We start from the raw sequence: 11,609 nt of genomic DNA on the forward strand, positions 1-11,609 counted from the left end.
CAGCCGTGTCGCTGAGTCGACCGGTGACCGTTACGCTTCGTTAGCCCCTGTCGCTGTGGCATCCATCACACGAACGAGTGCCAGGCGGGACGGAAGGGCCGTTCGCAGGAGCAGTCAAGGAGGGCACGTCATGCTCAAGGGGTTCAAAGAGTTCATCATGCGGGGGAACATCGTTGAACTCGCGGTCGCGGTCGTCGTGGGAACCGCGTTCGTCGACCTCGTGACGATCTTCACCAACAGCATCATCAACCCGCTGATCGCCTCCTTCGGTGGCAGCAGCAACGTGGGCCTGGCGATTCAGCTGGTCGACGGAAACCCGAAGTCCGTGCTGGACTTCGGCGCAGTGATCAACGGTGCGGTGACGTTCCTGCTGACCGCGGCGGTGGTGTACTTCCTGGTCGTGCTGCCGTTCAACAAGATCCAGGCGCGGATCAAGGCACGCCGCGGCATCCCGCAGCAGGAGGAGCCGCCGAGCGACAACGAACTGCTGATCGAGATCAGGGACTTGCTGAAAGCTCAGGCCAACCACTGACAGAGCGAGGTGACGCCGGGGCGCCGAGCCTGTTGCGAGGCCGTGGTGCGGCGCCCCGGCTGAGGGTGACGCTGGACGGGCAGGGCATACCTGGGCGCTCGACCCCGCATGGCGCTCGGCGCGCAGGCAACTCCATGAGCTTGCCAACGGCTCACCGCGCCCGGATGGGTTCACGGGTGTCCTTCGCCGCCGCGGACGGCCGCCAGCGACCATCGACGGCCGGCACGCACGTCACGACGAGACACATTCCGGAGATCGGCCGACGTTTCGTCGATCCGGCGTCCGGGTGCTGAGCGAAACCACCAACTACTGAGCGAGGCAACCAACCCGTAAGCGAAGCGACTCCATTGCTGAACAGAGCGTCCGGATGCCGAGCGAAACCGCCGGTTACTGAGCGAAGTGGCCAGCTGCTGAGGGAAGCAGCCTGCTTCTGAACGAACGCGAGTGCCGAGGCCTCCCCGTGGGACATAGCCAATCTCGGCGAACACCTGCGAGAGGCGGCGTGCCCGGGAATGAGCGGCCTCGGCGCGCCCCTGGGCCAATGCCGGTGAGGCAATGGACGCCGCAGTGTGGCCATGCCCGAAGCTCAGTGACGCGGCGGGCGATTGGCTGGTGGTGCAGGGGCGATTGGTCAGTGGTGCGGTGGGCGATTGGCCAAATACCACTCGTCCCGGTCACCCTCCCGCGGCGAGAAATCCCGCTCGTCGGAGGTGGTCTCCGGGAGGACATCGCCGAACACCTCGTGGATCCGCCGAGCGGAGACGGCCGCCCGCCGAGCGCTCTGCTTGCGGGGTGGCTCCGCCGCGCCGGTACCGGACTGATCCGACTCAGGACCGGTGGCGGACTGATCCGACGCAGGAGCGATGCCGGACTGACCCGCCCCGGAACCGCTGCCGAGGTGATCCGCGGCAGGCCGCGCGGGATCGCGCTGCTCACCACCGGTGTCGCCGTGGTCCCGGTCGAGCTCGGACATGGTGCCATCATGGCACGCCCGGCCGAGAGATCCGGCGGGGGAGCGTTGCCGCCGACCGGGAGCAGCATTACCCCCAGCGCAGCCTGCCACCAGCCGAGATCAGCATTACCTCCAGCCGGGATCAGGGCTCGGGCTCGAGGGCGCCGGACAATTCGGAGATGACGTGCGGCACGAGCGAGGCCAGCGTGGCCATGCCGTCACGCACCGCAGCCCGGGAGCCCGCCAGGTTGACCACCAGCGTGCTGCCCGAGATACCGACCAGGCCCCGGGAGATGCCGGCATCCACCGCACCCGCCGACAGCCCGGAGGAACGCAGTGCCTCGGCGATGCCCGGGATGGTCTGGTCGAGCACGCCCTGGGTCGCCTCCGGCGTCACGTCGCGCGGCGACACACCGGTGCCACCGACCGTGATCACCAGGTCCGCCCCGCCGATCACCGCGGTGTTCAAGGCATTGCGGATGGAGACCGTGTCGCCGGGGACGCTGACCGTGCCGTCGACGATGAAGCCGACCTCCTTCAACAGCTCGGTGACCAGCGGACCCGTGGTGTCCTCGACCTCGCCGTTGGCGACTCGATCGTCGACGACGACGACCAACGCTCTCCCCAACCGTTGCGCCGCACTGCGTTCCATGGCCGTTACGTTAGTCGGTGGCCGAGCCGCCACGCGCAGTGAGGTTCTCCCGACGCGATCCGTGTCGGCCTCCGCCCGCCGCCCAGCACCGCCATCCGTGGCTCCCCGCGCTCGTTACCAGGGTTCGGCGGAAGGAAGGCGATCGGTGCAGGTCGCTTGCGTCCGGTACGCACTCTGGACGTTGCGTCCGGTGTCGTCAGTTGCCCGGCACGGGCTCGGCCCCCAGCGTGACCTCGACCGTGCGGCCGCTCTGCAAGGTCAGGACGACCTTCTCCCCTGGCGCCCGGGTCCGCACCGCGGCCACCAGCTCGTCGGCGTCCTCGACCCGGCGGTCACCGATCTTCACCACCACGTCGCCCTCCTTGAGCCCAGCCTTCGCCGCCGGGGAGTCCTGCAGCACGCGGACGATCTGCGCCCCGCCGTTCGGGGCGTCGCCGACCATCGTGCCGATGTAGGTCTGCGTCGCCTTACCGGTCTCGATGATCTCGTCCGCGGTGCGGCGCGCCTGGTCGATCGGGATGGCGAAGCCGATGCCGATGTTGCCGACCCGGCCCCCGTCGCTGGAGCTCGACGGGCTGTAGATGGCCGAGTTGATGCCGATCACCCGGCCGTTCATGTCCACCAGCGGGCCGCCGGAGTTCCCCGGGTTGATGGCCGCGTCGGTCTGGATCGCGTCCATCGCGGTCGCCTGGTCACCACGGCCTCCCGCGGTCACCGGACGGTTCAGCGCGCTGATGATGCCCGCCGTCACCGTTCCGGACAGATCGTACGGGGAGCCGATGGCCACCACGGTCTGGCCGACCCGCAGATCGTCCGACCTGCCCAGCTCGACCGGCTGCAACCCCTTCACACCCTCGGCTTTGACCACCGCGATGTCGGTGGTCGGGTTGCGCCCGACCACCGACGCCTTGGCGTCCTGGCCGTCGTGGAACACCACCCGGATATGACCCCGCCCTTCGGCGGCGGCCTCGACCACGTGGTTGTTGGTCATGATGTAGCCGTCGTCGGTCAGGATGAAACCGGAGCCCTCCCCGACCGACCCGGGACCGCTGACCTCCAGCTGCACCACGCTGGGCGAGACCTTCTCGGCGACCGCCTCGATACTGCCCTTGGGCGCGCTGCCCGTCTGCCGCGCCGGCCGCTCCTGCTCCAGCGCGTTGATCGTCGGCCCGGGGTCGACACGCTCGGCCGCGAGGTACCCGCTCACCCCGCCTGCCCCGGCGCCGACCAGCAACGACAGCACCGCCACCCCGGCGATCAACCCGCCGCGCCGCTTGCGCTCTCCGGACGGCGCCTGGGGGTATCCCATCGGTGGATACGTCGGTGTCCCGGCATGGTGGGCCGCCCGCTGCATTTCCTCGATCGACCACACCCGGTTCGCTGACGTCGGCTCGTCGTTGTGCTGCATGTCTCCACCGTGCGCTGCGGTCCTGAGAAGGGGCTGAGGCCACCCTGTGGGCTCACTTCAAGACTAGCCGGGCTCGCCCGGCAGCCGGATGGTGAGCAACGCGCCGCCACGAGCCGACCGGCCGGCGTACACGGTGCCGCCGTGCCGCAACGCGGCCTGCTTGACGATGGCCAGACCCAGGCCGGAACCGGGCAGCCCGCGGGCACTCACCGAGCGGTAGAACCGGTCGAAGACGTGGGGAATGTCCTCGTCAGCGATGCCCGGTCCTTCGTCGGCGACCTCCACCACCGCGGTGCCGTCGCCGAGCGGACGCAGCCGCACCTCGACCGTACCGCCCTCCGGCGAGAACTTCACCGCGTTGTCCAGCAGGTTCAACACCGCACGCTCCAGCTCGGTGGAGTCCCCGTACAGTGTCCACGGCTGCAGCGACACGTCGAATTCCACACTTCCGGCCCGCCGGCGAGCACGTTCCAGCGCACGCTCGACGACGTCGACCATGTCGACCTGATCCGGCTCCGGGGGCGGAGCGTCACCGCGAGCCAGCAGCGACAGATCGCCGATCAACTGCGTGATCTCGTCGAGCTGCCCGGTGATGTCACGCGCGATCTCCGCGCGGTCCTGGTCGGACAGCCGCCGGGCACCGGGCTTGTCGGCCGCCAGGAGCAGCTCCAAGTTGGTCCGCATGGACGTCAACGGGGTGCGCAGTTCGTGCCCGGCGTCGGCGACCAGTTGGCGCTGCTTTTCCTGGGCGTCGGCCACCGCGGCCAGCATCCGGTTGAAGCTGAACGTCAGACGGGCCAGCTCGTCGTCACCGGAAACCGGAATCGGCCGCAGGTCGCCGGTGGCCGACACCCGCTCGGTCGCCGCCGTCAGGTTCTCCACCGGCCGCAGGCTCCCCCTGGCCACCGCGGTGCCCGCACCGGCGGCGACCACGACACCCGCACCGCCGATGACGAACAACACGACGGCCAGCCTGCGCAGGATGTTCTGGGTCGGCTCGAGCGGCTGAGCCAGCACCATCGCCTCACCCGGGCCGGACGGCAGCGCGATCACGCGCGAGTTCGATTTCGGCTCGGTCCGCAGCGAGAACGAGCTGTCACCGGTGGCCACCCGCAGCTCCGGCTCTCCCCACGGCGGAGCGTGGCCGACCGGGTTGCGCATCTGCGCCACCCCGGTCGCGGACAACGACAGCACACCGATCTCGATGTCGGTCGAGGCCAGGAAAGCCGCGGGAATCTGCTCCACGCGGTTGGTCACCGGCGGCGCCTGCACGGCGTTCTGCGCGCGTTCGATCAGCTGCTCGTCCAGCGTCTCGTACAGATTCGCCCGCATGGTGAAGTAGGCGCCGAGCGAGACCAACGCGACCGTGACCGCCACACAGCTGGCGGCCAGCAGCGACACCCGCTTGCGCAGCGACATCCGCCAGCGCGCCGGACCGGGGTCGACGTCCCCTCCGCCACCGTCGGACTCGGTCACCCAGGTGCTCCCGGGAGCAGGTCGGGTCACGGAGGGGTCTCCCGCAGCACGTACCCGACACCGCGCACGGTGTGGATCAAGCGGGGCTCGCCACCGGCCTCCGTCTTACGTCGCAGGTATCCGATGTAGACCTCGAGGGCGTTGCCGGACGTCGGGAAGTCGTAGCCCCACACCTCTTCCAGGATCCGGCTCCGCGTCAGCACGTGCTTCGGGTATGTCATCAGCAGCTCGAGCAGCGCGAACTCGGTACGCGTGAGGCTGATGCTCCGCTCCCCGCGGGTCACCTCCCTGGTCGCCGGATTCAACGTGAGGTCGGCGAACTGCAGCACGGATGCCTGCCCACCACCCGCCGGCTCGGCAGACGCACGGCGCAACAGCGCGCGCAACCGGGCAAGCAGCTCCTCCAACGCGAACGGCTTGGGCAGGTAGTCGTCGGCTCCCGCGTCCAACCCGGCCACCCGGTCCGACACCGCGTCCCGCGCGGTCAGCACCAGGATCGGCAGGTCGTCTCCCCTGCTGCGCAGCCTGCGAGCCACTTCGAGCCCGTCCACGCGCGGCATCATCACGTCGAGCACCATGGCGTCCGGCCGGTTGGCCTCGATGGCCTCGAGTGCCTGGGCACCGTCGCTGGCCAGGTCGACGGAATAGCCGTTGAACTCCAGTGATCGGCGCAGCGACTCCCGCACCGCCCGGTCGTCGTCGACGACAAGAATGCGCATGCGCACAGTCTTACTCCCCAGGCTGAGCCTCCGCTGAGAACGGCGGGGTCAGTCGGGCTTCCGTGGTACCGGTGCGTGCCATTTCCGCCACAGCGCCAGCAGCCGGACTGCGATCACCAGCGCGGCGGCGACGACCGTGACCGGCCCTTGCGGAAGCTGCAGCGCGTGCCCCACGCCGACCACCACGGCGCCGACCAAGGCAGCGAGCGCGTAGATCTCCCGCCGCAGCACCACCGGGATCTCCCGCAACAACAAGTCGCGCGCCGCACCACCGCCGATCCCGGTGGTCATCCCGATCAAACACGCCGTGTAGACGGGGGCTTGGGCATCGAGGGCGATCGCCGTGCCCGACGTCGCGAAGACACCGAGCCCGACCGCGTCGGCGACCAGCACGGGCCGCCGGAGCCGGGCGACCTGCGGATGGAAGAAGAACACCACCAGCGCGGTCACCGCACAGACGGTCAGGAACTGCCACGTCCGCAACGTCATCGGCGGATGGATCCCGAGCAGCACGTCACGCATGATCCCGCCGCCGAGTCCGGTGGTCGTGGCCAGCACGGCGACACCGAACAAGTCGAGCCGGGCGTGGACGGCCGCAAGAGCGCCGGACGCGGCGAAGGCCACCACGCCGATCAGCTCGAGCGCCAGGAGCATCAGTCGTCGAGCAGGCCGCCCCGATAGGCCAGCAGCGCCGCCTGTACCCGGTTGGCTGCGCCGATCTTGGCCAGCACCGACGACACGTAGCCCTTCACCGTGGCCTCGGAGAGGAACAACGTCGACCCGATCTCGGAATTGGACATTCCCTTGGCGATCAGGGTGACCACTTCGCGTTCCCGCTCCGACAGCGACGCCAGCAGCTCACGCGCCGGGGCCGCGGCACGCTGCTCGTCACGCTGTGCACGGATGATCCGCGCCGCCACGCCGGGGTCGAGCACCGCACCGCCGCGCGCCAGGTCACGAACCGCCTGCGCCAGCTGGGCGGGGCGGATGTCCTTGAGCAGGAACCCTTGTGCCCCGGCGCTCAACGCACGGGAGACGTAGCTGTCGATGTCGAACGTAGTCAGCATGGCCACCGCGGGCGGCTCGGCCAGCGCGAGGATGCCGTGCAACGCCTCCAGGCCGTCTTCCTCGCCTGCCATCTTGATGTCCAGCAGCGCGACGTCCGGATGGTGCCGACGAGCGACCTCCACCGCCGATCGTCCATCGGCTGCCTCGCCGACGACCTCCATGTCCTCGGCACCGGACAGCATCGTGCGCAAACTCGAGCGGACGATTTCCTCGTCGTCCGCGAACATCACCCTGATCACTGGCGTCCTCCGACCTGGCCTTCGACATGGAGAGGCTACTCACCTAGGTAGACGCACGAGACCGGCACAGGTGTACGCGCGGGCAGAAGATTCACGCTGCGGGTTGACGATCGATCGCCAGCCGCGCATGCGCCCGGTCGTCGAACCGGAACAAGCCGGCTTGGGCAACGAGCCATGCGCGGCGGCTTCAGCTACCCCGGCGACCGGCCGTGCCACCTCGGAGCACGGCGCGGACGACCTGGCGCAGCCGCTCACGTCACCGGGTTGCGATGGCCGTGCCCGGCCAGCGGCGGGGGATGTACGCAGCGTCCTGTCGTCGAGTCGCTTGCTCACCCGTGCCGCACCGTCGCTCGGCAGGCCGGGCGACACACTGCTGCTCGACGACGGTTGCTCATGCCTGCGCGGTGGCCAGCGCCGATTTGATCGCACCCCAGCTGACCCGCATGGACGCCTTCGCCCCAGGGTTGAGCAGCAGGTCGATCCCGCTGTCCGGCATCGCCTCGATCAGCTCCTCGATCGTCACGTCCCGCCAGTTCGGCACGTCGATGGTGTCCCGGACGCGGTACGACGACGCGATCAGCACCGACGGCACACCGTCCGGGGCGCGCCGGACAACCGCGACACCGCTGTCGTCCACGGCGATACCGACCAGCGTGTTGGCCAAAGCTCTGACCAACTCGTCGGGGTTGGCTTCGCCTCGCTGCAGCCTGGTCAGCGCGTCGTCGACCGGGTCGAGCGGGGAATCCGGTGAGCAGGGCTGGTAGATCGGGTTGGGCTCGAACTTGCCGTACGGCTCTCCCCGCCGCACCCGCCAGGCGCCGACGACGGCGGTCAACGGCGGCTTGGGCTGTTCCTCGGTCGGTCTCCAGGCCTTGTCGATGAGGAACATGACCCCGTCGTCGGGGCCGAACTCCTGTCCGCCCTCGCCAGCGGTGGACTGCGCGGACGCGTTTCCACCGGGGGCGGGCGAGGCTTCACCCGGCTGCTCGGATCCGGCCGAAGGGGTGGCAGGCTGCTCGGCGCCAGAACCGGCGGCATCGGTCTGCAGCTGCTTCGTCGATTCGGCCTGGTGGTCCTCGGCCGCGACCGCAGCGGCCTTCTTCGCCTTGCTCGTCTTCCTGGTGGTGGCTTTCCTGGTGGTCGCGGGCCCCGCAGCCTTCTTCGTGGCGGCCGGCTTCTTCGCTGCCGACGTCTTCGTGGCCGAGGTGGCCACTTCGGCATCGGCCGGTTTCGCGGTGGTCGCCGCCTTCTTGGTCGCCGCCGACTTCCGGGACGTCGACGCCTTCTTCGTCGGGGCATCCGCCTGGGTCTCGGACGATTGCCTGGTACGCCGAGCGGCCGCCCTGCTCGATGTCTTCTTGGTCGCCTTGCCCGACGTCTTCCGGGTCTCGTCAGCGGGTGATGTGGTCATGACGCACGCCCTGTCTCAAGTCACTCCACACGAGGGAGAGCAATGGTGTCGATCATGCGGGACAACCACGGCAGCTCGGTTCCGTCGCCGGCATCCGGCCCGGAGGCCTCCGCGGCTTCCGGCGGAACGCTCGGTCGGGCCATGACGTCGGTCTGCACCGGCTCCTCGGCCAGCGGATGGCCTGGCCGTCCGTCGGCCAGCTCGGCGCTCGACACCAGCCGCGCCGCGGACCGGGTCGCCACGTCCAGCCGCTCGGCAAGCTGCTCGGCGACGGCGCGCAGCAGATGGGCCGGGCCGTCGTCGCTTTCCTGGTAGACCAGCAGGCAACGCTCGGGATTCAGGGGCACGGTGCGCACGCCCGCCGGGTCGGCCGCGAAGTTCTCCGGGCGGATCCACAGCCCGGCCTGGATCACTTCCACCACGGTTCCCGGCCCCAGCGAATACACCCCCGGTCCGGTCTGGACGGCCCCCATCAGCGGCGCGCGCCACTTCCTGACCAGCGGCGCGGACCCGTCGGGGCGATGGGTGACGACTTGGACGAAAGGACGCCAGCCGGGGGAGCCGTCGGGCCGGAGCGTGATCACGTCCAAGGCCACCGGCGACCCCGCGGGAATGCCGGTGTAACAGGTGATCTCCGTGCCCAACGCCTCGGCGAGGGTCCGCCCGAAGAATTCGTCGCCGACCTGGTCCACCGCCCCGCAGCGCACGAACCGCGCCGCGGTCGCGATCGGCCGCGGCAACGTGCTCCAGTAGCCGACGACGTCCGTCAGCTGGATACCGGGCAGGCCAGCGGCGCCGAGCATGATCGTCGGAGACTGCGGCAGGCACGGCACCATGCCGGTCAGCATCGCGCGTGACGCGGCCAGCAAACGCTCGTCGACGTCCGGCCGCACCCAGGCCCCGGCCGGCACCGGTTCCGCCACGCAGCGCGGACCGACCAGCCTGCCCTGGGCGAGTTCCATCGTGTCCCACACGGGCCGCGGAAACCGTTTGCCGTCCCACATCGGCTGTCCGCCGGGTGGGAAGGCGACCCAGCCGCTTCGCGCGTCGGCGTGCACGAACAGCCAGCCGCGGCCGTAGTGCACCTTCCCGCACGGCGCGATGACCACCCGGCCGACTTCGTTGGCCAGCCACGGCCAGAGCTCACCGGAAGCCTCGAACGGCTCCTGCCCAGGAACGATCCGCATCGGACGGGGGCTGCGGGGCACCGCGCTGGCGAACCGCCGCCACACCTGCGTCGGCGAGCGCAGCGGGATGTCCGCCACGACCACGTCGGCCGTCGGGTCCGGGGGCAGCGACTCGGCGAGCACCCGGACACCCGTGCTGACCTGCGCATCGGCGTGGACCACCAGCGTGTGCCCGATCCGGGTGGCGGCATACCCCTTGCGGAGGCTCTTGGTGAGCGACCTCGGCAGCGACATCGGCCTCCTCTCCGTCCTGGTCATCGGCCGCTGCGCCACTGCCCGGGCTCCGCTGCCGGGGCCGGACCGTGCGGCGGAGGGCACCGCCCACCCGGGTCGCCTTCACGCGGCCGTTTCGACCTTCGGTGCGCCTTCCGTCCGGTCCTGCGCCGTGTCCGTCTCGTTCTCGGCGTCCTGTCCTGCCTCGTTCGCGTCTTCCTGCTCGTTCTCGTCGGTCGGCGCCGGAAGGTCGAATCTGATTACATGCACGGCCAGCGGCTCCGGCTCGTTCATCGGTTCGCCGGTTTCGGCATCGAGCAGCAACGCCTCCCCGTCCTCGTCGACGAACCCGATGAACACGTTGCCCACGGTTTCCCGGTCGCGGTGATCCCGCCGCCGCGCCCACACCACCACGCGCTGTCCCGCCGGTAGCTCGGCAATCTCCTCGAGCACGTCGTCCCAGCTGTGGTGGGTGCTCGCCTCGTACGGGACGTCGAGGTCCCTGGCCAGTTCTTCGAGCCAGTGCAGCTCCGCAGGGTCCGGTGGCGGCGGTTCCCGCAGGTTCTCCACACCGTGGTCCCACGCGTGCACCCAGCCCCACGGGTCGTCCAGCGGCAGGCCGAACGGCTCCTCACCGGGTTCCTTGGGGACCACCACCGCGGCGTGCAGCGTCTGGTGCCGCCAGTCGCCGCTGTCCAGGTACCGCTTCGTCGCGCAGGCGAACAACCAGCCCCGCTCCATCTCGTCGTCTTCGTGCGGATCGACCAGTTGCATCGCGTCGCCGTAGTGGACGGTGAGCCAGCTTTCCGCTTTCCGCACCGCCGACTCCAGGTCGGGCGCGGACACCAGGGTGGGCATCACCGGCTCCGCCCACAACGGTTCCTTGCCGGTGAAGCGGGCCAGCACCAGGCTGTCGACCACGTCGTCGTCGACCAGCGCGATGTCCCCGAGCTGCGGATCGAGCAGCATCGCCTCGCCGTTGTCGTAGCAGGCGTACAGCAGATGCCCAGTGAAGTCCATGCCGGCGAACCGCCTGCGCAGCCACACCACACCGCGGGTGTCCGGTCCGCCGTCCAGGACGGCGGACCGCACCTCGTCCCACGTCGCGCAGGTAGCGACTTCGGCGTCCGGGAAGTGCTGGTCGAGCAGCCGCTGCCACCAGCCGGGCGCCTCGTCCTCCGGGCGCCACCCCAGCGCAGAAGCCGGCCGGTTGCTCAGCTCCGCATGCGCGGCGACGAGGCTCCCGCGAGCGTTGAGCCCCCAGCGCCAGTTGACGACGTCGATGTCCTCGATGTCGCCGAACGGGCGAGCGTTCGGCAAGGGGAACGGCTCCGAGCCGTCCTTCGGGACCGCCAGCGTGACGGCAAGAAGCTTGTCGTCCGGCTTGGCATCGGCGTACGCACAGCTGAAGTACGTCGCCCAGGTGGACTCCACCGACGGCTGATCGCTCACCACGACAAGCCCGCCGTAGGTGCGGTCCAGCCATTCCCGGGCCCGCTTCACCGGTTCGTCGGCCATGCTCGCCCGCCTTTCTGCGATCTCGCTACGCACCTGGGTTCGCCGCGGCTGACGTCATGCACCTGGCCGGGCGGCCGCGTCGGACGATGCACCGTCGCCGCTCGTGCGCGGCTCCATCTCTCACCACGTCGAGCTGGCCCGTCGTGGTTCGTTCTCCCCGTCCGGGGCCGCCACGTGCCGGGTCCGGTGAAGCCCTTGCTCACTCGTGCGCCGTGGCACACGAAGCCGGCTGCG

11 protein-coding genes are annotated in these 11,609 nt (G+C 69.9%); 1 reads left to right on the forward strand and 10 read right to left on the reverse strand.

The features are described 5' to 3' along the window. Nucleotides 1-130 precede the first annotated feature (130 nt). On the forward strand, nt 131-532 hold the full coding sequence (gene mscL, locus CXP56_RS07380; RefSeq protein WP_028847551.1) for a large conductance mechanosensitive channel protein MscL: 402 nt from the start codon (nt 131-133) through the stop codon (nt 530-532). A gap of 631 nt (nt 533-1,163) precedes the next feature. On the opposite strand, the gene CXP56_RS07385 is transcribed toward mscL, so the two are convergent. The 10 genes from CXP56_RS07385 to CXP56_RS07430 all read right to left on the reverse strand — a co-directional run bounded on the left by CXP56_RS07385 (nt 1,164) and on the right by CXP56_RS07430 (nt 11,375). Continuing rightward, nucleotides 1,164-1,505 (reverse strand): hypothetical protein, encoded by a 342-nt coding sequence (locus tag CXP56_RS07385; RefSeq protein ID WP_038044998.1) that lies wholly within the window; start codon nt 1,503-1,505, stop codon nt 1,164-1,166. 121 nt (nt 1,506-1,626) lie between these two features. Next, nucleotides 1,627-2,136, reverse strand: coding sequence for a MogA/MoaB family molybdenum cofactor biosynthesis protein (locus tag CXP56_RS07390; RefSeq protein ID WP_028847550.1), 510 nt, complete (start codon nt 2,134-2,136; stop codon nt 1,627-1,629). Between the two features lie 196 nt (nt 2,137-2,332). Beyond that, nucleotides 2,333-3,445 carry a S1C family serine protease gene (locus CXP56_RS07395; RefSeq protein ID WP_051310244.1) on the reverse strand — a complete coding sequence of 371 codons (1,113 nt, stop codon included), beginning with the start codon at nt 3,443-3,445 and terminating at the stop codon, nt 2,333-2,335. Between the two features lie 162 nt (nt 3,446-3,607). After that, nucleotides 3,608-4,963 carry a sensor histidine kinase gene (locus CXP56_RS07400; RefSeq protein ID WP_051310243.1) on the reverse strand — a complete coding sequence of 452 codons (1,356 nt, stop codon included), beginning with the start codon at nt 4,961-4,963 and terminating at the stop codon, nt 3,608-3,610. An 83-nt stretch (nt 4,964-5,046) separates the two neighbouring features. Continuing rightward, nucleotides 5,047-5,739, reverse strand: a complete 693-nt coding sequence (locus tag CXP56_RS07405) for a response regulator transcription factor (protein ID WP_028847547.1) — start codon at nt 5,737-5,739, stop codon at nt 5,047-5,049. Nucleotides 5,740-5,787: 48 nt separating this feature from the next. Next, nucleotides 5,788-6,396, reverse strand: coding sequence for a trimeric intracellular cation channel family protein (locus CXP56_RS07410; RefSeq protein WP_028847546.1), 609 nt, complete (start codon nt 6,394-6,396; stop codon nt 5,788-5,790). After that, on the reverse strand, nt 6,393-7,046 hold the full coding sequence (locus CXP56_RS07415) for a response regulator (protein WP_028847545.1): 654 nt from the start codon (nt 7,044-7,046) through the stop codon (nt 6,393-6,395). Before CXP56_RS07415 ends, CXP56_RS07410 begins: the two co-directional genes overlap by 4 nt. A 391-nt stretch (nt 7,047-7,437) precedes the next feature. Next, nucleotides 7,438-8,457: a type VII secretion system-associated protein gene (locus CXP56_RS07420; RefSeq protein WP_051310143.1), complete on the reverse strand. Its 1,020-nt coding sequence runs from the start codon at nt 8,455-8,457 to the stop codon at nt 7,438-7,440. Nucleotides 8,458-8,477: 20 nt separating this feature from the next. Beyond that, on the reverse strand, nt 8,478-9,878 hold the full coding sequence (locus CXP56_RS07425; RefSeq protein ID WP_028847544.1) for a hypothetical protein: 1,401 nt from the start codon (nt 9,876-9,878) through the stop codon (nt 8,478-8,480). 102 nt (nt 9,879-9,980) lie between these two features. Continuing rightward, nucleotides 9,981-11,375, reverse strand: a complete 1,395-nt coding sequence (locus CXP56_RS07430) for a YrhB domain-containing protein (RefSeq protein ID WP_286900539.1) — start codon at nt 11,373-11,375, stop codon at nt 9,981-9,983. Between the last annotated feature and the right edge of the window lie 234 nt (nt 11,376-11,609).

This window comes from Thermocrispum sp., assembly GCF_002919275.1.
Classification (GTDB): Bacteria; Actinomycetota; Actinomycetes; order Mycobacteriales; family Pseudonocardiaceae; genus Thermocrispum; species Thermocrispum agreste.